20 protein-coding genes are annotated in these 24,225 nt (G+C 64.9%); 9 read left to right on the top strand and 11 right to left on the bottom strand.

Annotated elements, in window-relative coordinates; translation table 11 throughout:
* Nucleotides 1-55: 55 nt before the first annotated feature.
* On the top strand, nucleotides 56-1,921 hold the full coding sequence (locus J2X57_RS16040) for a DEAD/DEAH box helicase (RefSeq protein WP_043698114.1): 1,866 nt from the start codon (nucleotides 56-58) through the stop codon (nucleotides 1,919-1,921).
* A 71-nt stretch (nucleotides 1,922-1,992) separates the two neighbouring features.
* On the opposite strand, the gene J2X57_RS16035 is transcribed toward J2X57_RS16040, so the two are convergent.
* On the bottom strand, nucleotides 1,993-2,337 hold the full coding sequence (locus J2X57_RS16035; protein ID WP_036111645.1) for a YkgJ family cysteine cluster protein: 345 nt from the start codon (nucleotides 2,335-2,337) through the stop codon (nucleotides 1,993-1,995).
* A gap of 10 nt (nucleotides 2,338-2,347) precedes the next feature.
* On the bottom strand, nucleotides 2,348-3,238 hold the full coding sequence (locus tag J2X57_RS16030; RefSeq protein WP_036111642.1) for a neutral zinc metallopeptidase: 891 nt from the start codon (nucleotides 3,236-3,238) through the stop codon (nucleotides 2,348-2,350).
* Nucleotides 3,239-3,341: 103 nt separating this feature from the next.
* On the opposite strand from J2X57_RS16030, the gene J2X57_RS16025 reads away from it, so the two are divergent.
* Nucleotides 3,342-3,773, top strand: coding sequence for an MAPEG family protein (locus J2X57_RS16025; RefSeq protein ID WP_051943421.1), 432 nt, complete (start codon nucleotides 3,342-3,344; stop codon nucleotides 3,771-3,773).
* 43 nt (nucleotides 3,774-3,816) lie between these two features.
* On the opposite strand, the gene J2X57_RS16020 is transcribed toward J2X57_RS16025, so the two are convergent.
* Nucleotides 3,817-5,394 (bottom strand): TerC family protein, encoded by a 1,578-nt coding sequence (locus tag J2X57_RS16020; protein WP_036111640.1) that lies wholly within the window; start codon nucleotides 5,392-5,394, stop codon nucleotides 3,817-3,819.
* A 122-nt stretch (nucleotides 5,395-5,516) separates the two neighbouring features.
* On the opposite strand from J2X57_RS16020, the gene J2X57_RS16015 reads away from it, so the two are divergent.
* Nucleotides 5,517-6,296 (top strand): CPBP family intramembrane glutamic endopeptidase, encoded by a 780-nt coding sequence (locus J2X57_RS16015; RefSeq protein ID WP_309868641.1) that lies wholly within the window; start codon nucleotides 5,517-5,519, stop codon nucleotides 6,294-6,296.
* Here J2X57_RS16015 and J2X57_RS16010 read toward each other — a convergent pair.
* Nucleotides 6,293-6,889, bottom strand: a complete 597-nt coding sequence (locus tag J2X57_RS16010; RefSeq protein WP_036117284.1) for a class I SAM-dependent methyltransferase — start codon at nucleotides 6,887-6,889, stop codon at nucleotides 6,293-6,295. The two genes, J2X57_RS16015 and J2X57_RS16010, sit on opposite strands and share 4 nt — an antisense overlap.
* Nucleotides 6,890-6,987: 98 nt before the next feature.
* On the opposite strand from J2X57_RS16010, the gene J2X57_RS16005 reads away from it, so the two are divergent.
* The 3 genes from J2X57_RS16005 to J2X57_RS15995 all read left to right on the top strand — a co-directional run bounded on the left by J2X57_RS16005 (nucleotide 6,988) and on the right by J2X57_RS15995 (nucleotide 10,095).
* Complete coding sequence (locus J2X57_RS16005) at nucleotides 6,988-7,287, top strand: hypothetical protein (protein ID WP_036111635.1); 300 nt, start codon at nucleotides 6,988-6,990, stop codon at nucleotides 7,285-7,287.
* A gap of 100 nt (nucleotides 7,288-7,387) precedes the next feature.
* Nucleotides 7,388-8,896: a DUF1800 domain-containing protein gene (locus J2X57_RS16000; RefSeq protein WP_036117282.1), complete on the top strand. Its 1,509-nt coding sequence runs from the start codon at nucleotides 7,388-7,390 to the stop codon at nucleotides 8,894-8,896.
* An 8-nt stretch (nucleotides 8,897-8,904) separates the two neighbouring features.
* Nucleotides 8,905-10,095 carry a DUF1501 domain-containing protein gene (locus J2X57_RS15995; RefSeq protein WP_309868634.1) on the top strand — a complete coding sequence of 397 codons (1,191 nt, stop codon included), beginning with the start codon at nucleotides 8,905-8,907 and terminating at the stop codon, nucleotides 10,093-10,095.
* On the opposite strand, the gene J2X57_RS15990 is transcribed toward J2X57_RS15995, so the two are convergent.
* From J2X57_RS15990 to J2X57_RS15980, 3 genes are all read right to left on the bottom strand, one after another.
* Nucleotides 10,092-11,894, bottom strand: coding sequence for a glycoside hydrolase family 15 protein (locus J2X57_RS15990; RefSeq protein WP_036111630.1), 1,803 nt, complete (start codon nucleotides 11,892-11,894; stop codon nucleotides 10,092-10,094). The genes J2X57_RS15995 and J2X57_RS15990 overlap by 4 nt on opposite strands.
* 75 nt (nucleotides 11,895-11,969) lie before the next feature.
* On the bottom strand, nucleotides 11,970-14,198 hold the full coding sequence (locus tag J2X57_RS15985; protein WP_309868631.1) for a DUF5916 domain-containing protein: 2,229 nt from the start codon (nucleotides 14,196-14,198) through the stop codon (nucleotides 11,970-11,972).
* Between the two features lie 81 nt (nucleotides 14,199-14,279).
* Nucleotides 14,280-15,167 (bottom strand): LysR family transcriptional regulator, encoded by an 888-nt coding sequence (locus tag J2X57_RS15980; protein ID WP_309868630.1) that lies wholly within the window; start codon nucleotides 15,165-15,167, stop codon nucleotides 14,280-14,282.
* A gap of 98 nt (nucleotides 15,168-15,265) precedes the next feature.
* Between J2X57_RS15980 and J2X57_RS15975 the strand changes: the two genes are divergently transcribed.
* Nucleotides 15,266-16,690 (top strand): aldehyde dehydrogenase family protein, encoded by a 1,425-nt coding sequence (locus J2X57_RS15975; RefSeq protein ID WP_309868628.1) that lies wholly within the window; start codon nucleotides 15,266-15,268, stop codon nucleotides 16,688-16,690.
* Between the two features lie 88 nt (nucleotides 16,691-16,778).
* Nucleotides 16,779-17,699, top strand: coding sequence for a peptidylprolyl isomerase (locus J2X57_RS15970; protein ID WP_043695034.1), 921 nt, complete (start codon nucleotides 16,779-16,781; stop codon nucleotides 17,697-17,699).
* A 106-nt stretch (nucleotides 17,700-17,805) separates the two neighbouring features.
* Here the strand turns inward: J2X57_RS15970 and J2X57_RS15965 are convergent, their stop codons facing one another.
* A complete protein-coding gene (locus J2X57_RS15965; RefSeq protein WP_036111615.1) occupies nucleotides 17,806-18,645 on the bottom strand; it encodes a DUF3014 domain-containing protein in 840 nt (279 codons plus the stop codon).
* Between the two features lie 221 nt (nucleotides 18,646-18,866).
* On the opposite strand from J2X57_RS15965, the gene J2X57_RS15960 reads away from it, so the two are divergent.
* Nucleotides 18,867-19,274 (top strand): biopolymer transporter ExbD, encoded by a 408-nt coding sequence (locus J2X57_RS15960; protein ID WP_036111614.1) that lies wholly within the window; start codon nucleotides 18,867-18,869, stop codon nucleotides 19,272-19,274.
* Here J2X57_RS15960 and J2X57_RS15955 read toward each other — a convergent pair.
* The 3 genes from J2X57_RS15955 to J2X57_RS15945 all read right to left on the bottom strand — a co-directional run bounded on the left by J2X57_RS15955 (nucleotide 19,271) and on the right by J2X57_RS15945 (nucleotide 24,223).
* Nucleotides 19,271-20,080 carry an alpha/beta hydrolase-fold protein gene (locus J2X57_RS15955; RefSeq protein ID WP_036111611.1) on the bottom strand — a complete coding sequence of 270 codons (810 nt, stop codon included), beginning with the start codon at nucleotides 20,078-20,080 and terminating at the stop codon, nucleotides 19,271-19,273. The genes J2X57_RS15960 and J2X57_RS15955 overlap by 4 nt on opposite strands.
* Nucleotides 20,081-20,161: 81 nt before the next feature.
* Nucleotides 20,162-23,614, bottom strand: a complete 3,453-nt coding sequence (locus tag J2X57_RS15950; RefSeq protein ID WP_309868619.1) for a methylmalonyl-CoA mutase family protein — start codon at nucleotides 23,612-23,614, stop codon at nucleotides 20,162-20,164.
* A 111-nt stretch (nucleotides 23,615-23,725) separates the two neighbouring features.
* On the bottom strand, nucleotides 23,726-24,223 hold the full coding sequence (locus J2X57_RS15945) for a DUF2199 domain-containing protein (RefSeq protein ID WP_036111605.1): 498 nt from the start codon (nucleotides 24,221-24,223) through the stop codon (nucleotides 23,726-23,728).
* Nucleotides 24,224-24,225: the final 2 nt, after the last annotated feature.

Genomic DNA, 24,225 nt, shown 5'->3' with positions numbered 1-24,225 from the left:
TAACGCTACTGCCGGCGCGCGAATGTCGCCGTCGCGCCCCCTCTTCGAGGTCGCCATGTCATCCCCTGAAACAGACAACGCTCCGGCATCGCCCGGCTTCAGCGCGCTCGCGCTCGACGCTAACGTCGTGCGCGCCCTGACCGAGGTGGGTTATGAAACCCCCTCCCCCATCCAGGCCGCGACCATCCCGGCCCTGCTCGAAGGCCGCGATGTCATCGGCCAGGCCCAGACCGGTACCGGCAAGACCGCGGCGTTCGCGCTGCCGGTGCTGTCGCGTATCGACCTGCGGGCGGGCAACAAGCCGCAGGCCCTGGTGCTCGCCCCCACGCGCGAACTGGCCATCCAGGTGGCCGAGGCGTTCCAGAAGTACGCCACCTACCTGCCTGGCTTCCAGGTCCTGCCGATCTACGGCGGCCAGAGCTACGGGCCGCAGCTGCAGGGTCTCAAGCGCGGTGCCCAGATCGTCGTCGGTACCCCCGGCCGCGTCATCGACCATCTCGACAAGGGCACGCTGGATCTTTCCGCGCTGCGCTTCCTCGTGCTGGACGAAGCGGACGAAATGCTCCGCATGGGCTTCATCGACGACGTCGAGAAGCTGCTCCAGGCGACCCCGGAGGGCCGTCAGGTAGCCCTGTTCTCCGCGACCATGCCGGCGCCCATCCGCCGCATCGCGCAGACCTATCTGAAAGACCCGGTCGAAGTCACGATCAAGAACAAGACCACCACCGCGGCCAACATCCGCCAGCGTTACTGGTGGGTCAGCGGCGTGCACAAGCTGGATGCGCTCACCCGCATCCTCGAAGCCGAAAGCTTCGACGCCATGATCGTGTTCACCCGTACCAAGTCGGCCACCGAAGAACTCGCCAGCAAGCTGCAGGCGCGTGGCTTCGCCGCAGCGGCGATCAACGGCGATATCGCGCAGGCCCAGCGTGAGCGCGTGATCGACCAGCTCAAGACCGGCAAGCTCGACATCCTCATCGCGACCGACGTCGCGGCGCGCGGTCTCGACGTCGAACGCATCAGCCACGTGCTGAACTACGACATCCCGCACGACACCGAGTCGTACGTGCACCGCATCGGCCGCACCGGCCGTGCCGGTCGCAGCGGCGAGGCGATCCTGTTCGTCACCCCCCGTGAGAAGAACCTGCTCCGCCAGATCGAGCGCGCCACGCGCCAGCCGATCGAGCAGATGCAGCTTCCGACCATCGAGGCGGTCAACGACACGCGCGTCAACAAGTTCAACCAGAAGATCTCCGACACGCTGGCCACCGGCGACCTCGGCCTGTTTCAGCAGCTCGTAGAAAAATACGAGCAGGAGCACAACGTGCCGGCGATCGAGATCGCCGCCGCGCTGGCCAAGATCGCCCAGGGCGACCAGCCGCTGCTGCTCGAGCCGCCCGCCAAACGCGAATACACCGAGCGCCCGCCCCGCGACTTCGATCGTGAGCGTCCCTCGCGCGACGATCGTCCGCCCCGCGACGGCGGCGACTTCAGCGACCGTCGCCCGGTCCGCGAAGGCATGCGCCAGCCACGTCCGCATACCACGGAAGCCGGCAAGCGTACGTACCGCATCGAAGTGGGCCACGAGCACGGCGTGAAGCCGGGCAACATCGTCGGTGCCATCGCCAACGAGGGTGGTGTCGAGGCCAGGTTCATCGGCCGCGTCAGCATCCGTGACGACTACAGCCTGATCGACCTCCCGGACGGCATGCCGGCCGAGACGTTCACGCACCTCAAGAAGGTGTGGGTCGCCCAGCAGCAGCTGAAGATCGCCGAGTGGGACGGCAAGGAAACCCCGCAGAGCGGTGCTGGTGCCGGCGCCGGTGGCGCTTCGCGTCCGCCGCCGCGCGGTGGCAACTTCCGTCCGCAGGGCAACCGGCCCAGCGGCGGTAAGCCGCCGCGGAAGAAGCGCGATTTCTGATGAATGAAAAAAGGCCCTGGAGACGGGGCCTTTTTTATGGTGTTTCTCCAGCGACTGCTTCAGCGAATCGCTTAGTGCCCGAAGTCCGCCGGCGTCAGCGGCGACATTCCATGCTTCACCCGCGCCTTGTCGCATTGCGGACTGGGCTGCCCGTTTTCCCACGCCGGCTGCAGGTCGTGGCATGGCGAGGGGCGAACTTCGTATACACCGCAATGCGCGGCAATGCCGACCTCACCCACGAGCGATTTGCAGCGCGGCTCGTACGCGTTCGTGCCGTGCATGTTCACCCGGTGCGGATCGAGATGCTCGGTCAGCGCCGACGGCACGATGCCGCCGGCGAGATCGGTTTCCATCCAATGGAAGGCCACGCGGAAGGTCGCGCAGCAGGCGCCGCAGAGAAGACAGGGGTGCGTCATGTGAGGACGGTCAGATCGTTCCGGAGAAGGTGTTGCACTTGCCGATGTCACCGGATTCGAGGCCCGTCCTGAACCACTTCACACGCTGCGCCGAGGTGCCGTGCGTGAACGAATCGGGCACGACGCGCCCCTGCGACTGTTCCTGCAAGGTGTCGTCACCGATGGCCGAGGCCGCGTTGATCGCCGACTCCACATCGCCCGGCTGCAGCCACTGCTGACGCTGGTTGGACCGGTTCGCCCAAACACCGGCGAAGCAGTCGGCCTGCAGCTCCTGACGAACGGACAGGCCGTTGGCCCCTTCCATGGCGGCACCGCGGCGGCGTGCGTCGCTGACCTTGTCGAACACGCCCACGAGGTTCTGCACGTGGTGGCCGACTTCGTGCGCGATGACATAGGCCCGGGCGAAGTCGCCGGCCGAATGAAAGCGCTGCTGCATCGTCTGGAAGAACCCGAGATCCAGATAGACCTTATGGTCACCGGGGCAATAGAACGGTCCCACCGCCGATGACGCCGAACCGCAGGCCGTGCGCACGCCATCGCGGAACAGCACCAGCTTCGGCCGCTCGTACTGCTGACCGTTGGCGGCGAAAACCTCGCCCCAGGTGTCCTCGGTCTCGCCCAGAATGGCGCGGACGAAGTCCACCTGCGGGTCATTGGCCGCGGCCTGGTCGCCCACCTGACGGGCCGGTTCCTGGCGGGTCTGCTGCTGCGACGTCGTCCCCGGGTCGCCTTGGCCGCCGAGCAAGGCCGTCGGATCCTTGAAGAACACCATGCCGATGATGGCCAGGATGATGATGCCGCCGATACCCAGGCCGCGGCCTCCGAAGCCACCTCCACCGCCACCACTGCCCTGGCCGGCGTCTTCCACGTTGTCGCTTCTACGGCCTTTTTGCCAGAGCATGGGCATCTCCTCGGTTGAAAGCGTCTCCAGCGAGACGCGGTCGGCATGATCGCATGGACCATTGCCGGTAAACTTGCGGGTTATTCAGTCCCCGGATCGCTTCATGACAAGCCAGCTTCCTGCCGTCGTCACCCTGCTCACCCTGCTACTGATGTTCTATACGGTATGGATGGTAGGCCGTGCGCGTGAACGCTATGGCATCAAGGCGCCGTCCATCTCCGGCGACCCGGCGTTCGAGCGGGCCTGGCGGGTCCAGATGAACACGCTTGAGAACGCCGTGATGTTCATCCCGGCGCTGTGGCTTGCCGCCCAGTACGTCGATCCGCTGTGGGCGGGCATCGCCGGCCTGGTCTGGCTCGCGGGGCGTGTGTGGTATGCGCTGGCTTACGTACGCGATGCCTCGCGCCGCGGTCCGGGTTACCTGGTCTCGATGGTCGCCTGGGCCGCGCTGATGCTGATGGCGGCCGGTGGCATGGGCATGGCGATCATGGAAAACAACGCGTCGCCGCCGGTGGACGATACGACGGGCGCATAAACGGCAAATCCGGGAAGGGAGGATCCGTCCCCGGACGCGCTGCTCAGTCTTCGTCGTCCCGCGCCAGCGCCAGCACCCGGACGCGCTGGATGCGGGCACCTTCCATCGCGGTCACCTCGAACTCGAAGCCGTCGACCTCGAAGCGGTCGCCGGCGGCCGGCAGGCGGCCCAGCTGCGACAGCACGAAGCCGGCCAGCGTGGAGAAGTTGCCGTCGGCCGAGCCCGGCAAGCGATGGCTGAGCAGGTGCTCGACCCGACGCACGTCGAGACTGGCATCGAGCAGCCACGCCCCGTCCGGCTCGCTCACCGCGGAAGGATCGCCCTCGCGGGTCTCGTCCGGGAATTCACCGGCAATCACTTCGAGGACGTCGGCCGGGGTCACGAGGCCGAGGATGCTACCGTACTCATCGACCACCAGCGCCATCTGGAGCGGCGCGCGACGGAACTCGTCGATCAGGCGGAGCACGCTCAGCGATTCCAGCACCGTGATCGGCTTGCGGACGAACTGCGCCGTCTCCAGTCGCCCGTGATCGGCCAGGCTGGCCAGCAGGTCGCGGGATGAAACCACGCCCACGAGCTGGTCGAGATCGCCCTCCGCCACCAGCATCCAGTGGTGCGCGGACTCGCGCGCCTCGGTGAGCAGTGTCGTCAGGTCTTCGCCCGGGTCGACCCAGACGATCTCGGTGCGCGGCGTCATGATCGAACGCACCGGTCGCTGGGACAGGTCGAGTACCCCCTGGACCATTTCCAGTTCGTCCTGACCGAACACCGCCGCCTCGGACGCCTCCGTGCGCGCCTCGTGCTTGCCGTTCTCGCCCTCCTCGTCCGACCGACCACCTAGCAGGCGCAGGACGGCCTTGGCGGTGCGGTCGCGCATGGCGCGCCCGCCGACCAGGAGGGAACGATGACGATTACGCCGCATCGTCTGGTTGAACACCTCGATCATGATCGAGAAGCCGATCGCGGCGTACAGGTAACCCTTGGGGATGTGGAAGCCGAAACCTTCCGCGATCAGGCTGAAACCGATCATCAACAGGAAGGACAGGCACAGGATCACCACCGTCGGACGCGCGTTGACGAAGGTGGTCAGCGGCTTGCTGGCGGTGATCATCAGGGCCATGGCGATGACCACGCCGACCATCATGATCGACAGATGGTCGACCATGCCGACGGCGGTGATGACGGAATCCAGTGAGAACACGGCGTCGAGGATGACGATCTGCGCCACGACCAGCCAGAAGCTCGCCCGGCGGCCGGCCTTGCCGCCATCGTCGTCGTCGGCTTCGAGCCGCTCGTGCAGCTCCAGCGTGGCCTTGAACAACAGGAAGGCGCCGCCGATCACCAGGATCAGATCGCGCCAGGACAGGCCGAAGCCGTTCCAGTTGAAGAGGGGTGTCGTCAGCGTCACCAGCCAGGACATGGCGGCGAGCAGGCACAGGCGCATCACCAGCGCGAGGCCAAGACCCAACAGCCGCGCGTGGTCGCGCTGACGGGCGGGCAGTTTGTCGGCGAGGATCGCGACAAAGACGAGGTTGTCGATACCGAGCACGATCTCCAGCACGATCAACGTGAGAAGACCCGCCCAGGCCGAAGGGTCGGCAAGCCAGTCGAATGCGAACATGGGACGGCGCGTCGAGGCGCCAGTTTTCCTCCTTTAGGGACGAAACACTATACAGGTGCCACGTGACGGTCTGTGCCGGAAGCGCCGTTGCTTTTGTCGCGGGGCGTCCGCTAGGGTGCCGCATGCCTCACGACTCCCCCTCGTCCGCCGCCCCGGCCGTCCTTCCCGCCAGTCCCGCCCAGGCCCCCGGCCTGCTTGAGGCGGTTCTCACGATCCTCGGTTATTTCATCCTGCAGCTGGGCTTCGGGATGGGCTTCAAGCTGCTGTCCGATGCCCTGGCCCGCTGGTTCCCGGACGGTGTCCCCGACGCTCCCGACCGGATCATCGTGGTGGTGATGCTCACCGTCGTCGCCTCGGCCTGGCTGACGATTCATGTGGTGGTACGCCGCTGGGGCAGCCTCACGCGATCAGGCGGTGTACTCGGGCTGGGCTTCACCGAGCCAGCCGGGCGCTTTATCGCCGCGGGCACCGTACTGGGCCTCGTCGCGCCGCTGCTGGGCGGGCTGCTCACCCAGTGGCTGGCAGGCGATCATGCCGTCTCGCAGACCGTTTCCGAGATCGCGGACAAGGCGCACATCGGCATGCGCGTCGCCCTCGTTCCCGTCGCGGTCCTTGTCGGCCCTCTGGTCGAGGAAGTGCTGTTCCGTGGCGCATTGCTTGCCCGGCTGCGCCACCTGACAGGCGACGGCTGGGCTATCGGCATCTCCGGTGTCCTTTTCGGCGCCGTGCACCTGCCCGACCTGGGCTGGCTCTGGTATGCCGTGCCCAACCTCGTGCTCGTGGGCATTTTCTGCGCGTGGCTGCGCGTGCGCAGCGGCTCGATCTGGCCGTCCTATATCGCGCATGCGTCCAACAACGGGCTGGCCGTCATGGCCTGGTTTTCGGCCTCGACCGGTAGTTAAAGCGTCTCCAGAGCCGCCACGTGCCGGGCCAGACGCGGGCTGGCGTAGCACTGCGAGCCGACCGGAATCAGCCCGACCTCGTTGAACGCGTCCCGGTAGAAGCGGGCGGGACGCCCATGGAAGCCGACCCGGTCACCGCCGGGATCGTCCTCGCGGGTATAGACCTCGAGGAAGACGAGCCCTTCGGCCATCTCACCGATGCCGGTCAGCCCCGCGCGGATCTCGGCGGGCTTCAGGTAGTGCAGCACGTCGGTGCAGACGATCAGGTCGAAACGCGTGTCGAAGCGCAACTCGGCAAGCTGGCCGAATCGCGCCAGCCCGATATTGCGGGTCCGGCCATAACGGGCCACGGCGTATTCGCTGGCCTCCAGCCCCCGGTACTCGATGCCTGGACGCAGGCGCCGCAGGACCGCCCTCCAGGGGGCCTCGCCGCAGCCGACGTCGAGGACGTTGCGCACCGGCCGCCCCAGGTAGAACTCCGCCTGCCCCAGCACCATCGACACCTTGCGCGTGAGCTCGGCCGGCGAGCGCACGGCGTGCTCCGCGCTGCGGTACCACTTGTCGAAATAGGCCTGGTCGTAGGTCTTGGTCATGGGCGAGGCGCCGCGGAAAACGCCCATGGTAGCCCGCCGTACACTTCGGGCATACATGCCTCACCGCAGCATCGGACCTTATCGAAAAGGAGACTCTCATGCCCCGTATCCAGCTTCGCATTACCGGCGACCGCGACATCTTCGACGACGTGATGAACGCCATCCATGGCGTCGACCGCGTCGAGCGCGTCGAGGAAATCGACGACCTGATGATGGGCGTCCGCGATGATTCCAGTTCCAGCGAGTTGTCCGACGACGTCGGCTCGCGCACCTTCACCCTGGAAGTGGAAGTGCCCAATGAGAAGGTCGGTGAGCGCGTGCGTGAGATCGCCGAAGAAACCGCGGGAACCCGCGAAGCGGCCATCGAGTTCATCGGTCCGGACGAAAGCGAGATCTGAATCACGAACATGAACGTTGCACGACACCGCGACGTTCATGCGTAAACCCCATGAAAGGCTCCCCGTTTAAGGTGACATGCGCACCGAGAACGGAGGTTTCATGCGATCCATGGCCGCGGCCGTCCTGCTCGCTCTCGTCACGCTGCCTGCCATGGCACGTGACGGCACGCTTTCGAAAGACGATGTCGCCTGGCTGGACCGGGTGACCTTCGGCGTGGATTCCGCGACGGTGGCGCACTTTCGCGATGTCGGCAGACGCCGCTTCCTCGACGAACAGCTACATCCAAAGGCCGATGGTCTGCCGCCCGCCATCGCGGCGCAGATCGCCTCATTCGACGTCATGAAAACCCCTGCCCCCGCGCTGCTGGCGCAGGTTCGCGATCAGTATCGCGATATCAAGGACCTGCCCGATGGCGATGCGAAGGAGACCGCCAAGAAGGCGCTCCAGAAGCAGGGTAACCAGTACGCTCAGCAGGCCCAGGCTGCCGAGTTGCTGCGCGCGGTCTATGACGAAAACCAGCTGCGCGAGCAGCTCGTGTGGTTCTGGATGAACCATTTCAGCGTGTTCCAGAACAAGGGACGCGTGCGCTGGCTGGTGGCCAGTTATGAACAGGACACGATCCGTCCGCATGCGCTGGGCAAGTTCCGCGATCTGGTCATCGCCACGCTCAAGAGCCCGGCGATGCTCGAATACCTCGACAATGCGCAGAACGCCCGCGACAAGATCAACGAGAACTATGCGCGCGAGCTGATGGAGCTGCATACCCTGGGTGTGGGTTCGGGATACACGCAGGACGACGTACAGAACCTCGCCCGCGTCCTGACCGGCGTGGGTGTCAATTTCGACGGACAGCCGCGCAAGATAAAGCAGGACCTGCAGCGGTATTACGTCCAGGACGGTGTGTTCGAATTCAATCCAAACCGACACGACTTCAGCGACCAGAAGCTGCTCGGCAGGAACATAGCGGGCGGGGGTTTCGACGAAGTGGAGAGAGCCGTCGACCTGATTGTCAGCCAGCCGGCCTGCGCGACCTTTGTATCGACGAAGCTGGCCAGATATTTCGTCGCCGACGACCCGCCGCCGGCGCTGGTCAAGGCCATGGCGAAGACGTTCAGCCATACCGATGGCGACATTGCCGCGGTGATGAAAACCATGCTCGAGTCGAAGGAGTTCAACGCATCGCTGGGCAAACGCTACAAGGACCCCACACAGTTCCTCGTCTCCACGATGCGTCTCGCCTATGACGGAAAACCGGTGGCCAATCCGCGCCCGCTGGTGAACTGGATCAACCAGCTGGGCCAGGCACCGTTCGGCCGCATCACCCCCGATGGCTGGCCCACCTCGGATTCCGAATGGTCCAGTTCCGGTCAGCTGGCGAAGCGTTTCGAGATCGCGCGTTCGATCGGCAGTGGCGCCAACCATCTGTTCGATGTCGACGAGGATGGCAAGGTGCAGCGCGGTGGCTTCCCCCAGCTGACGACGCCGACGTACTACGCCACGATCGAGCCGTGGCTCGGTCAGAAGACACGCGACGCGCTGGCCCAGGCCACCTCGCAACAGGAGTGGAATACCTTCCTGCTCTCCTCCCCCGACTTCAACTACCGCTGAGGCCTCCCATGGATCGCCGCCAGTTCCTCCTCGCTCTCGCCGCCACCGCGCCCGCGCTTACGCTGGGCGGCAAGGTTTTCGCGGCTCCGGCCAGTTCACCACGCTTTCTGCTCGTGTTTCTACGCGGCGGGTACGACGCCAACAACCTTCTCGTGCCGTATTCCAGCGACTTTTACTACGAGTCGCGCGCGACCATCGCGCTGGCACGACCCACGGCGGGCGATCCGAAGTCGGTGCGTGCCCTGGACGCGACCTGGGGCCTCGCACCCGCTGTCGCGCAGAGCATGGGACCGCTGTGGGACCAGCGCCAGCTGGCGTTCGTTCCGTTCGCCGGCACCGACGATCTTTCGCGAAGCCACTTTGAAACGCAGGACAACATCGAGTCCGGCGAATCGGGCGACGCCCGGGACTACGGCTCCGGATTCATGGGCCGGCTCTCGTCCGTCCTGCGCGGCATACCGCCCATCGCGTTCACTGATGCCCTGCCCCTGTCGTTCCGCGGCGCGGGCGACGTGCCCAACATCTCGCTGAAGGGCGACAGCAAGGCGGTGTTCGACGACAGGCAGTCGAAGATCCTCGCCGGCATGTATCAGGGCACACCTCTGCAGGCCGCCGCGACGGACGGGCTGCAGCTGCGCCAGCAGGTGGCCCAGGACCTGCAATCGGAGATGGTCGCGGCGAGCCGGGGCGCCGTGAATGCACGCGGTTTCGCGCAGCAGGGCCAGCGAATGGCCACGCTGATGCGTGACCGCTACCGACTCGGCTTCGTCGATGTCGGCGGCTGGGACACGCATGTCAACCAGGGCGGCGCGGATGGCCAGCTCGCCAACAATCTCGACAACCTGGGCCAGGGTCTGGCGGCATTCGCCGAGGGACTGGGCGAGGCGGAATGGAACAACACCGTCGTGGTGGTCGTGTCGGAGTTCGGCCGCACGTTTCGCGAGAACGGCAACAAGGGCACCGATCACGGCCACGGTACGACGTACTGGGTGCTTGGCGGAAAGGTGCGCGGTGGCCGGATCGCCGGCCAGCAAGTGGCGGTCAATGCACAGAACCTCCTGCAGAATCGCGACTACCCGGTGCTCAACAACTATCGCGACGTACTCGGCGGCATGCTGCGTCGCATGTACGCCTTATCCGACGCCGAACTCGCACGGGTCTTCCCCGGTGCGAAGCCGCGGGATATGCAGCTGGTCTAAGGCTGCCAGACCTGCCCCTCCGGATCGGTCAGCTGGCGATCGAGATAGTAAGCCGCGCTGATGAAGGCCAGATGCGTGAGCGCCTGAGGAAAATTACCCAGCTGCTCCGCGCGGAGGCTCAGTTCTTCCGAGAACAGTCCGAGGTGATTCGAGTACAGCACCCCGCGCGCCATGACCTCGCGCGCTTCGTGCAGACGGCCGGCACGTGCGAGGCACTCGACGTACCAGAAGGTGCACGTCGTGAACGCGCCTTCTCCCCCTTCCAGGCCGTCGGCATTGCGATAGCGGAAGACCAGGCCATCGTCGGTCAGCTGGTCGCGAATCGCATCCAGCGTCGCCAGCCACACCGGGTCGGTCGCCGAGACGAAGCGGACCAGCGGCATCATCAGCAGCGCGGCATCGAGATCCTTACCGCCCTTGGTCTGCACGAAGTAGCCATGCTCGGGATGCCGGAAATTGTTCCAGATATCCTCGGCGATACGATCCCGCTCCGTCGCCCATTCGACCATGGGCCCTGGCAGGGAACGTTTACCGGCCAGGCGCACCGCGCGATCCAGCGCCACCCAGCACATCAGCCGCGAGTGCAGGAAATGCTGCTTGCCGCCACGCATTTCCCAGATGCCCTCGTCGGCATCCTTCCAGTGACGACTGACATGGTCGACCATGCGGACGACGTGCAGCCAGCCGGCACGGCTGATGGCGCGGCCGTATTTGTTGGCCAGATACAGGCTGTCCATCAGCTCGCCGAAGATATCCAGCTGCGTCTGTGTGCGCGCGGCGTTGCCGATGCGCACCGGCTGCGACCCCGCATACCCCGCGAGGTGATCGAGCACGTCCTCGTCCTCGGCTTCCTCACCGTCGATGGCATACATGATGCGCAACGCCGAATGCCGATCCAGATCGGCCAGCCGCGCTTCCATCCAGCGGCGGAAATGTTCGGCCTCGTCGATGTAGCCGAGTCGCATGAAGGCGTACACGGTGAAAGACGCGTCGCGTATCCACGTCGCGCGGTAGTCCCAGTTGCGCCCCGCGCCGGTGGCCTCCGGCAGGCCGAACGTGGCCGCGGCGGCAACGGAACCATGCCGGTGCGACGTCAGCAACTTGAGCACCAGCGCTGAACGGTCGACACGCTCGCGCCAGCGGCCGCGATAGGTCGAGCGACGCGTCCATCGGCGCCAGGCCTCCGCCGTGCTGTCGAAGGCGGCGCGGCACTCGGCTTCATCGTAGGGGTCATGGGCTTCGTCGCCCAGCATGAACCAGACTTCTTCGCCGGGGTTCAGCTCGAACTCGGCGTGCACGGCGCCCTCGCCCTCTTCGATCAGAAGCGGCACGCTCGCGGCGAGGCGCAGCGACTGAGGCCCATCGTGAAATACCACCGAATCACCGTATTCCGAGACCTCCGGGACATGCCTCGCATACGCAAGGCGCGGCCGGCAGCGCACACGGATCACTACCTTGCCCCGAGGCACGCGAATGCATCGGAGGAGGCAGTTGGCCACGCGCGGCTGCGTGTCCGGGTGCGGCATGAAATCCGTAAGCTCGACGCTTCCCGCTTCCGCCATCCAGCGCGTAATAAGGATGTTCGTTTCCGGGACATAGAGCTGAATCGTGCGCGCATCGGAAAGGTCGGGCGTCACGGTGAACTCGCCACCTTTCTCCGGATCGAGCAGTCCGGCGAACACCGTGGGACTGTCCATATGCGGCCAGCACATGAAGTCGATGGTGCCGTCGCTGGCGACCAGCGCGGTGGTATCGAGGTTCCCGACGATACCGTGCTCGCCGATGGTCCGGCCGGGCACGGGATTGAGTGACTCGGATGGGGTCGTGTGTCGTGGCATAGCCGGAGGAGGCCACAACCCATGTGAAGGCGAGGCTCAGAACTCGAGGCGGTAAGCCACCTTGATCAGCCCTTCCTCAACGTCCTTGAGGCCAAAACCACGACGAAACTGCCCGTCGAGTTCGTCATCCGTGTCCTCGGCGTAGCCGCCGCGGTTATAGACGACGTAGAGGTTCGACAGCGGCGCGATCTCGTAGCGATAGCGGATCTGGAAGCCGAGGTTGGCCACGCCGAGACCGTCGACCGGTTCATCACTGTCGACCGCCGCGCCGGTGGGCGTGATCTCCAGGCGACGACGAAGCTTGGCGCCCACCGCCAGGGTCTGCAGTTTGACGCGGAGCTCCTGCTTGTTACCGAGATTCCAGTTGAGGCCGCTGTCGAGGCCGACGGTACGGCCGTCATACGCGCCGACGAGGTTGTCGTGTTGCCAGATCAGCCAGTTCGGGTCCCATTCGTAACTCGCGCCAGCGAAGACGCTGAACGCATCGGTGACGAAGTACGTCGGCGTGAACTTGAAGTAGTAGCCCAGCCGGTGATAGCCGGTGAGCTGGTTGCCGCTGACGAAGCCCTCCGCTTCCCACGCCCAGCGGCCGATACGCGGGCGGGTGCGATCGTAGGTCAGCTTCGCGCTCGGTGGCGTGTGCTGGTTGTTGCCACCGCGGGTAAGCAGGTCGTCATACGCGGCCGTGAAGGCATCGAGCCGCCACAGTTCGTCGCCGCCATCGCGACGCTGGCTGTTGCGCTGAATGCGAAGACGCTGCCGCACGACCACGCCCTCGGTGTTTTTCTGCTCGGAGATACGATACCGCCACAGATGCGAGGCGTAGGTCGAGTCGGCCGGCAGATTGGCCTGACGCTGCCTTACTTCCCAATGCAGATACTCCATGTCGCTGCGTGGCAGGTAGCCGAAGTCGTCGATGTCCAGTCGCTTGCCGAAGTACATGCCCAGCCACTGCTGGCTCCAGACATCGTTCATTTCCCAGAACGCGATGCTGGTGGCGCCCAGGCCGTCGCTGTTGTTGCGCGGCTGGTCGATCTTGCTGCCGACCACGTTGCTGGTGATGGTGAAACGCTCGTTCGGCTGCCAGCGATGATCCAGGCCAAGCACGTTGGCGTCGCGGTCGAGATACGGGTGGTTGACCCGCGTGGCGAGCAGACCGAATGACTGGGTGCCCGCATTCTGCAGCAGACGGAACGCGCCGAACGTGCGGCCCGCGTCGCCTTTTTCCTGCGCGGCGAGGATGCCGTAACTGGTCGAACCCACGCTGCCGTTCACCTTCACCGCCGTGGAAATATCGGCCGCACCGTTGCCGTCATCCGCCGCACCACCCACCCGGCGCGTGTAGACCAACTGCGAATAGTCGTCGAGCAGGCTGAAGTCGAAGATGCCCTGGTTCTCGGTGAAGAACGGGCGTTTGTCGGTAAAGAAGGTTTCTTCGGGCGAGAAGTTGACCACCAGGTCGTCGCTCTCGACCTGGCCGAAATCGGGGTTGATCGTGGCCGTGAGCTGCGTCTGGCCATTGGGTTTCCAGAGAATGTCCGCGCCCTGCTCGAACGACGTGCCGCCGTGCGCGCGATCCACCTTGCCGACCACGTAAGGCGTGATGGCGAACAGCGACTGCGAATATGCCGGCACCTCGATGCGCTGAAAACTGGAGAGAAACCTGCCGCGATCGAACGCGATCGCCGGCCATGCCATGCGCTCTCCCGTGGCGGCGATCACACGGTCGACATACAGACCGATCGTGCGCGTATCGCCGCTCGCCTTGCGCATCGGCGCGATGTACCAGGGGATGAGGATCTCCACCGAATAACCGTCCGCGTCCTCACTGACCGCGTGATCCCAGCGCCCGTCCCAGTCGTAACTGAAATCGGATTCGTTCGTGATCACCTCGTCGGCCACGCCGCCCTGCGACCGCACCTCGAAGTCGTAACCGACACGGCCGTCCGCGTCGAAGTCGACCATGACATTGACGCGATCGACCATCGCATCCTCGTCGCGCCGGGTCTGCTGACGCGAGCGTGGGATGTCGGCGGACTGGGTGACCCGGATAGCCACGGCCAGTCCTTTGGGCGTCGACATCACCCAGGCCTCGGTCGGCTGGCTACCCGGCTTGCCGTTCATCGGCTGGGTGTCGCGGAAATCCGTGATCCGCTTCGCCCCCGCCCATTCGGCCGGGTCGATATGACCGTCGATCGTCACCTCGGCATGGGCGGCCGCCGCAGCGAAGAGGAGCGTGGCAAACAGGGCGAGGCGACGGTGCATGCGGGGTCCGGATCGTGACATCTTGCGGCATAGGATGCCGCCCGCGTCGCAAAGGTTTGCCGTGACCCCTGGCTCATGCGCTCAGCCGGTTTCCCTGATGAGGTCGATCAGCGCGCGCAGCGCGCCGGGTACGTGGCGCCTGCCGGAGTAATACAGGCACAGCCGGTCGAACGGCGGGGTCCAGTCCTCGAGCACCCTCACCAGGCTGCCGGACGCAAGATCTTCCGCCACGTTGAACTCGGTGAGGTAGGTCAGGCCCAGGCCGGCGCGGGCCGCTTCGAGCATCAGGTTCGGCTCGTCGAGCGTCAGCACGCCCGGCACGTCGACCTCGATCGCTTCACCGTGCCGCTCGAATTCCCAGTGGTAGATATGGCCGGAGCGCATACGCGCCCGGATGCAGCGGTGGCTGGCGAGATCCGACGGATTGCGCGGCGTGCCGTTCGCCGCGAGGTAGCCGGGTGAGCCGACCACGGCGAACCGGATCGGCTCCCCGAAAGGGACGGCGATCATGTCGCCCGGCACGATGTCCGCGGTGCGGAAGCCCGCATCGAACCCGTCACGCACGATGTCGACAAGCCTGTCGTCGGTGACCAGATCGAGCCGCACGTCGGGATAGCGCGTCAGATAGGGCACCAGCAGCGGCGCCATCACACGCCGGGCGGCCCCGGTAGACGTATTGATCCTCAGCGTCCCGCGCGGTGCATCGCCCTCGTCGCTGGCCCGCTCGATCGCCACACCGAGGCTTGCGATGGCGGGGGCCACATCGGCCACGAAGCGCTCGCCGGCTTCGGTCAGCCGGACGCTGCGTGTCGTCCGGTGAAAAAGCCGCGTGCCGAGCCGGGCCTCCAGCGAGGCGACGGACTGGCTAAGGGCTGAGGTGGAGAGATTCAGCTCACCCGCCGCGGCGCGAAAGCTACCGTGCCGCGCGACCGCCAGCACGGCTTCGAATTCCGTAAGACCGGTACGCATTGTCCTCTCCCGCTTAATGACTCATCCGCCGTTGTCCGTCTTATCAGACTAATGGGTCGGGCACATGCTGGGAACCGTCCCCACGACGGAAGCCTCTCATGCACACGATCGACCACATTTATATCGATGGCGCGTTTGTCACTCCCCACGGTGAGGAACGTTTCGACCTGTTCAATCCGGCGACCGAGGAAGTCATCGGGACGGTACGTCTGGCCGATGCCGAAGACGCCCGGCAGGCCATTGCGGCGGCGAAGCGGGCTTTCCCCGCGTTCTCGCGGACGACGATCGAGGAGCGCATCGCCCTGCTTCAGCGCATGCATGACGCGATCGTGGCGCGGGAGGACGACCTCTTCGCCGCGATCGTCGAGGAGTACGGCGCACCCGTATCGCGCGGACGCTGGATGACCGGGCACACGTCCGGCGTCTTTCTGGACGTCATTGCGACGCTCCGGGAGTATGACTTCGAACCGCGCATGGGCAGCGCCACCGTGCGCATGCAGCCTGTCGGTGTGGCGGGACTGATCACGCCCTGGAACAGCAATGCGGGTTTCATCTGCGGCAAGCTGGCGTCGGCGCTCGCCGCAGGTTGCACCGCCGTCATCAAACCCAGCGAGATGAGCGCGCTGCAGACACGCATCGTCACCGAAGCGCTGCATGAAGCCGGCGCGCCAGCGGGCGTGTTCAACATCGTCACGGGACGCGGCGACACGGTCGGCGCCGAGATCGTCGGCAGCCCGGATATCGCCAAGGTGTCGTTCACCGGTTCGACCGCCGTCGGCAAAGGCATCGTCCGGGCGGCGGCGGATACGCTGAAGCGCGTCACGCTGGAACTCGGTGGCAAGTCGCCGTCGATCTTCCTCGACGACGCGGACTTCGCGGTCGCGTTGCCGCTCGCCGTCATGGCGGGTTTCAACAACAGTGGGCAGGCGTGTATCGCTGGTACACGTCTGCTGGTGCCGCGGGCGCGTCTTGCCGAGTTTGAAGCAATGGTCGTAGCGGCAATCGACGATATCGTGTCAGGCGATCCGTCCGATCCGGCCACGACGGTCGGACCCATGGTCAGCCGCAAGCAGTGGGATCGTGTGCAAGGCTATATACGCCGCGGTATCGACGACGGTGCGCGCCTGATCGCCGGCGGTGAGGGACGGCCGGACGGCTACGAGCGTGGCTGGCTGGTGAAACCGACCGTGTTCGCCGATGTCCGCAACGACATGGCCATTGCCCGCGAGGAGATCTTCGGACCGGTGCTCTCGATCATCGCGTATGACGGCGACGAGGATGCAATCGCCATCGCCAATGACACGCCGTATGGATTGCAGGCATACGTCTTCTCCGCGGATGAGGCACGCGCACGCCGCGTCGCGGAACGCATCGACGCGGGTCGTGTCGCGATCAATTCGCTGAAGCACGATCCGAAGGCGCCGTTCGGTGGGTTCAAGCAATCGGGCTGGGGACGGGAGTACGGCGTGCTCGGACTGGAGGCCTATCTTGAGCCGAAGGCCCTGTTGGGATTGTCGGGCTAAAGCCCTTTTCCCCGATATCGACGGCGATAAGCGGAACTCGCCGGGCTCTGCTACTTTCACCCCGTTAGCAATCACTGACGGGGAACCCATGCTCGCTCGTACCTGCCTCGCGCTCGCCCTCACCATCGCCCTGCCCGCGATGGCTGCCGATGAGGCCAAGAAGGCCCATACCCCCACGCCGAAGGAGCTCCTGGCGAAGTCCACCCCGGCGGAATGGCGCACGCCCGACCCCGAGAATCTGGTCTACATGGACCTGCCGCAGGGCCGCGTGGTCATTGAACTGGCCCAGGACTGGTCGCCGCTGCATGCCGCGAACATCCGCACGCTGATTCGCGAACACTATTTCGACGGCACCCAGGTGATCCGCGTTCAGGACAACTTCGTCACCCAGTGGGGCGATCCCGACGGCGACGACAAGAAGAAGGCCAAATCGCTCGGTACGGCGAAGGAAACCCTGCCACCCGAGTTCACCCGCAAGGACGGCAAGGCGTTTCCGTTTACGAAACTTCCCGATGGCGATGTCTACGCACCGGAAGTCGGTTTCTCCGAAGGCTTCCCGGTCGCACGCGACAAGGGCGAGGCCTGGATCACCCATTGCTACGGGACCGTGGGCGTTGCACGCGACGTCGGCGCCGAGACGGGTAACGGCAGCTCGCTCTACGCGATCATCGGCCAGGCCCCGCGCAACCTCGACCGCAACCTCGCGGTAGCGGGCAAAGTCATCAAGGGAATGGATCTGCTGGCCGCCTACCCGCGTGGCGGCGAGCCGATGGGCTTCTACGACAAGCCCGGGCAGCGCGTGACGATCAAGAGCGTTCGCCTCGCGGCGGACGTTCCCGAAGCCGAGCGCACGCCGATCCAGGTGCTCCGCACCGACAGCAAGACGTTCTCGGCGGTGATCGAGGCCAAGCGCAATCGTAAGGACGATTTCTACACGCGCCCGGCGGGGAAGATCGACCTCTGCAATATCAGCGTGCCGGTGCGGGATCCGACGCAGAAGGCGCCTTGACCGATCGGCAGGTCTGATCGAGGGGCATCGCCGACAGGATTGGCTCCCACTCGAGCAGGCAGGGCTGGCTCGGGTAGGAGCCAGCCTGCTGGCGATTCAACCCGCCTCAGTCCTGAGCGGCCGAATCCCTCGCCTCGTCCTTCTGACTCACCACTTCAGCCCGCAACGCCCGCAGCTTAGCCTTCAACTTCGCCTCATTCTCCGGACCGACGCGAATCATGAACTTCTGCCCGACCGACAGCTGCTCCAGCGCGGGATTGGCGTAGACATACCCCACCTTCTCCGGAAGCAGCTGCTGATTGCCCTTCGGCTCCGGCGCGGCCAGCAGGTGATCGATCACCTCGACGAGGCGATCGTTGAAATAACCGCCCGTACCAAGGTCGCGATACGCCTGCTGGAATAACGGGTAGTTGTGCTTGTACCAGGCGGCCGCGGCCTTCGGACTTACACGATCGGCGACATACATGTAGGTCGCATAGCGATCCGCATTCTTTTTCGACGCGACGAAATTGCCGTCGTCGGAAACGACCTGAAACCGGCCTGTCGGCGTACGCAAGGGAAGGACGTTCATACCGACAGTCTGCTTCGGTAACGCATCGATGGTGGAAACCATCCGCGACACGATCGCATCCGACTTCAGCAGCGACTTCAACGCTTCGTCGCCGGTGAGCGCGAGCAACCCGGCCAGCACCTCGTCGTCGCTCTGATCGAGCGCGGGAAGCGCGGAAGTCGAACCACGGGCGGGATCGATCGGATGCTCCGGCAGCGCGGCGTCGTGCACGGACGTAGCGGGAGCGGATGCCGTCGAGGACGCGGAGGCGAAAGGTGGCGCGGTGACGGCATCGCGCGCCTGCTTCTCGCGCCAGACGAAAATACCCGCTACCACGAGGATCGCCACGATCAACAAACCTGCGACCCACTTCGAACCCGACGACTGACTGCTCAACGTAACGCTCCCACGAAAAAACGTCTCCATGGGACTACGAACGGTGCGGTTGGTTCAAGCCTCGAACCGGAATGGCGGCGATCGTCGGCGATCCGGCCATCATGAACCCGACGGCGGCCTTGTGGGAAGCCCCATCCGACACCTAGTCTGGCCCTGCCGGGCATCCCCCTATGGCCCGGCACCAGGGCACACCCACATCGATAACGTTTGGAGGAAGAACCATGGCTTTCTCTGCAAGGAACGACGCCGCCCCGATTTCGGGCATCAATGTCACCCCGCTCGTCGACGTGCTTCTCGTACTGCTGATCATTTTCATGATCTCCGCGCCAGTGGTCGCGCATAAGGCACGGGTCGACCTCCCCGCTCCCGGGTCATCGACGGACGTCGAGCCCGACCCGGCACGCGTCGCGATCGACGCCGACGGTTCGATTTTCTGGAACGGGACCCTCGTCACCGATGCGGCGCTCGAAAGGCAGATCGATATCGCCGCCGCCTCGGCGCAGCCGCCCCGCCTTGTCATCGCCGCGGCCGACAACGCAAGCTACGAGGACGTCACCAAGGTACTGACGGAAGCAAAAGTTCGTGGTCTTACGAAGATCGACTTCGGAAGCCGCCAGGCGACGGACTAGTTATCCATCGGCGGATACGCCCAGCGCAACGCCTGCGCCTCCGACTCGCGGTAGATCGTATCGTGATGCGCTGAAGGACGAGGCACGTATTCGATCGTCGCCGCGCGCCTGGGCAAGCTGGAACGCAACGTCCTGACAAGCTGCTCCACACCGGGAGCGATGTTTTCCTCGTCGGCTGACGTCAGGTAGATGCGGTGGGGCGATGGATCGCCCTCCGCCATGGCCACCGGCAGATCACGAATCAAGGCACCCGCGTTCCACCATACACTGGGGCTGATGGCGATCACCGTGTCGAACAGCTTCGGCTCCCGCTGAAGCGACTCCAGCGCGAAAAGTCCGGCCAGCGATTCACCGATGACACCTCTGTGGCCGTCGACCCGATATCGCTTGCCGACTTCGGACACCAGCTTCGTCGCGATGAAGGCTCGAAAGCCGGCCGATCCACCCACGCGGGGTGCGATCCGCCTGTCCGACGCGACCAAGGTCGGTCCGGTCATGTCGCGGCGACGTTCGGTGTTTTCGATGCCGACAAGAATCAGCGGCTGGATCTCGCCCTTGCGGATACCCTCGTCGAGCGCCCTGGCCACGTGCGGAAAATCTTCTTCCAGGCCGCCATCGGGCATGTAGAGGACCGGGTAGCGGGCTTTCGAGGCAGCATAGCCCGGCGGTGTGTAGACGTTGATGTGCCGCGTTTCGGCGGCAGTTACCCCGGGCATGGTGAAGCTGTCGTGCGGAGGGACATCGTCCGCCGCGCGCGCCTGGAAGGCGAGTACGACCAGACTGAGAAAGAAGAGGATCCGACGCATGAAAAGCTCCCTGGGAGAACCCGGAGCTTAACCGCAGAGCGGCTCTGGTGGGAGCCGATCCGGTTGGCGATGGGTGCCGCCTTACATATTCCGCCGATACTCGCCGCCCACGTCGTACAACGCGTGGCTGATCTGGCCAAGGGAGTTGTTCTTCACCGCGTCCATCAACTGTTCGAAGACGTTACGGCGATCGCGGGCGGTCTTCTGCAAGGTGGTCAGGCTGTCCGGGGCCAGGCCGTTGCGGGCCTTGCCGTAGAGCAGCACGTTGTCGATCTGCTGGCCCTTTTCTTCTTCCGTCGAGCGGATGAGTTCAATCTCCGTGGCGATCTCGCCGCCGTGATCCCGGGGCAGAAAGGTGTTGACGCCGATGAGGGGAAGCGAGCCGTCGTGCTTCTTGTGCTCGTAGTACATGGATTCTTCCTGAATCTTCCCGCGCTGGTACATCGTATCCATCGCGCCAAGCACGCCGCCGCGTTCGCTGATCGCCTCGAACTCCTTGTACACGGCCTCTTCCACCAGATCGGTGAGCTCGTCCACGACGTAGCTGCCCTGCCACGGATTCTCGTTGAAGTTGAGGCCGAGCTCGCGGTTGATGATCAGCTGGATGGCGACCGCCCGACGAACGCTCTCTTCCGTCGGTGTGGTGATCGCCTCGTCGTACGCGTTGGTGTGCAGGCTGTTGCAGTTGTCGAACAGCGCATACAGCGCCTGCAAGGTGGTGCGAATGTCGTTGAACTGGATCTCCTGCGCGTGCAGCGAACGCCCCGACGTCTGAATGTGATACTTCAGCATCTGGCTGCGCGCACTGGCACCGTAACGCTCGCGCATGGCGCGGGCCCAGATGCGACGGGCGACGCGGCCGATCACCGTGTATTCCGGGTCCATGCCGTTGGAGAAGAAAAACGACAGGTTGGGCGCGAAGTCGTCGATCTTCATGCCACGGGCGAGGTAGTACTCGACGATGGTGAAGCCGTTGGACAGCGTGAAGGCGAGCTGGCTGATCGGGTTCGCACCCGCTTCCGCGATGTGGTACCCGGAGATCGACACCGAGTAGAAATTGCGCACCTTGTGATCGACGAAGTACTGCTGAATATCGCCCATCATGCGCAGGGCGAACTCCGTGCTGAAGATGCAGGTGTTCTGGGCCTGGTCCTCCTTGAGGATGTCCGCCTGCACGGTGCCGCGCACGTTGGCCAGGGTCCAGGCCTTGATCCGCGCGTAGGTCTCGGCATCGACCACTTCTTCGCCGGACACGCCAAGCAGGCCGAGACCGAGGCCGTCGTTACCCTGGGGCAGCTCGCCGTGGTACCGCGGCCGGTCGCCGCCCGGGTACAGCCGGGCGATGTGCGCGTTGGCGGCCTCCCAGCGGGAGACGTCCTCGTTGAGGTACTTCTCGACGTTCTGGTCGATCGCCGTGTTCATGAACATGGCGAGGATGATCGGGGCCGGACCGTTGATCGTCATCGACACCGACGTCGAGGGCGCGGACAGGTCGAAGCCGGAATAAAGCTTCTTCATGTCGTCGAGCGTGGCGATGGAGACGCCGGAATTGCCGATCTTGCCGTAGATATCGGGACGCGGCGCGGGATCTTCACCATACAGCGTCACCGAGTCGAAGGCGGTCGAAAGACGCGCGGCCGCGCCACCCAGTGAGAGGTAGTGGAAGCGACGATTGGTGCGCTCCGGCGTGCCCTCGCCCGCGAACATGCGGGTCGGATCCTCGCCGGCGCGACGATATGGGAACACGCCCCCCGTGTACGGATAGTGCCCCGGCAGGTTCTCGCGCATGAGAAACGAAAGCAGCTCGCCCCAGTCTTTCGTCTTCGGCGGAGAGACCTTCGGAATCTTCTGGTGGCTGAGCGACTCGCGGTAGTTCTCGACGCGAATGACCTTGTCGCGCACCTGGTATTCGTTGAACTCCGCGGTGACGGCTTCAAAGCGCGACGGCCACTCGCGCAGCAGGTGGATCGCTTCGCTGGTGAGCTCGCGCACGGCCTCGTTGTAGCGCTGACGCAGGGTGGCCAGCGAACGGTCGCCGTCGACCGCGAGCAAGGCATGGTCGTAAAGATCGAACGCACGCGGCAGGGCGTCGTCGCCGATATCCTTCAGCGATTCGTAGTAGTGCTGCGCTTTGCTGGCCGCCTCGGCCTGCTTCGCGATGCCGCCGTTGACGCCTCTCCCCTGCTCCGCGATCTCCGCCAGATAACGCACTCGATTGCCCGGAATCAGCACCGTGGCACGCGGTTCGCGCAATGTCGTGTCGACATCGGGCGTCCAGACCGCGTCGGGCAACGAGAGCTTCTCGCGCAGCAGACGGCACAGGTTGTCGAACATCCAGGTGACGCCCGGATCGTTGAACTGGCTGGCGATGGTCGGGTAGACCGGCACTTTCTCGTCGGCCATCTGGAACGCGGTGCGGTTGCGCTTCCACTGCTTGCGCACGTCGCGCAGGGCGTCCTCGGCACCGCGCTTGTCGTATTTGTTGAGCACGACCAGTTCGGCGAAGTCCAGCATGTCGATCTTCTCGAGCTGGCTGGCGGCGCCGTATTCGCTGGTCATCACGTAGACCGGGAAATCGACGAGGTCGACGATCTCGGAGTCGCTCTGGCCGATACCCGCCGTTTCGACGATCACCAGGTCGTAAGCCTGGGCCTTGAGAAAATCGATGCAGTCGTGCAGCACGATCGAGGTGGCGGCGTGCTGGCGACGCGTGGCCATCGAGCGCATATACACGCGCGGGCTGCGCAGCGAGTTCATGCGGATGCGGTCGCCGAGTAACGCGCCGCCGCTGCGGCGACGGGTCGGATCGACCGCGAGCACGGCGATCCGCATCTGCGGAAACGCGTGCAGGAACCGCAGCAACAGTTCGTCCACCACGGACGACTTACCCGCGCCGCCCGTACCGGTCAGGCCAAGCACCGGGGTCTTGTTACCCGCCAGCTGCCATTCCTTGCGCAGGCGGGCGAGTTCGGCTTCGGGAAGCGAATCTTCTTCGATGGCCGAAAGCATCGCGCCGATGGAAATCTCGTTCTCGACGGCAACGTCGGCCGGCGCCGCTTCGACGCGCGACTGAACGGCGCTGCGAGTTCGCGCCATCACGTCCTCGATCATCTCGGTGAGACCGAGCTTCATACCGTCGTTCGGGTGATAGATGCGCTCGACGCCGTAATCCTGCAGCTCGCGAATCTCTTCCGGCGTGATCGTCCCGCCACCGCCGCCGAACACGCGTACATGACCCGCGCCACGCTCGCGCAGCATGTCGACCATGTATTTGAAATACTCGACGTGCCCGCCCTGGTAGGAGGACAGCGCGATGGCATCCGCGTCTTCCTGGAGAGCAGCCCGCACGACGTCTTCCACCGAGCGGTTGTGGCCGAGATGAATCACCTCGGCGCCCTGGCTCTGGATGATCCGGCGCATGATGTTGATCGCCGCGTCATGGCCGTCGAACAGGCTGGCCGCCGTGACGAAGCGCAGCGGCGTGGCCTCCGCGTCGGTGTGGCTGGCGGGGATGTGCTTGGGCTGCGAGCTCATGAAAACTCCGGGAAAACGCGACGTCTGGGGAGGGAACCGGTCGATTCTATCCCCGCCCGTGCCGGGACCTCTGACGCAGTGCAGCGATACGCCGCCGCACTGCGTAACGCCTCACGCCGCCCTGAGTCCGACCGAGTATTCGCTCGCCCGGTGCGCGCTGATGCCGTGCCGCTGCTCGGCACCCAGCGAATACGTCGCGTCACGCACGAACACCTGGGGGCGTGTCTTCGGTCCCGTGAGCTGCAGCAGCAAGGCCTGCCCGAGGCTGTCCGGATGCAGACGCACCTCGTTCGCCAGGGTCGCCGACATGGGAGGCTCGGCCGCCTGACCCGGGTCGGTCCAGAGTTTGCCGATCCGGTCGAAGTCGGAAGAAGCGACTTCGACCCAGACACCGATCTGGTAATTTCCGTTACGTCCGTTAACCGGCAGCGGCAACGTCGCGCGGACGAAAAAACGCTTCGCATCGATGACACAGAGGTCGTCGTTCTCGAATACGCCCGCGGCTCGCGTAGCGGCATCGAGATCGATCACGGCGTCCGGCCGGCGGTAGCCCAGTTCCAGTGCCTCTTCGTCGTGCTCCGTTCCACACACCGCACAGGTGGTCGTCATGG

The sequence above is a fragment of the Luteibacter sp. 1214 genome, from assembly GCF_031455395.1.
GTDB classification, from domain to species: Bacteria; Pseudomonadota; Gammaproteobacteria; order Xanthomonadales; family Rhodanobacteraceae; genus Luteibacter; species Luteibacter mycovicinus.
The sequence above is the reverse complement of the archived record's forward strand: the minus strand, read 5'-3'. Positions and strand labels throughout refer to the sequence as shown.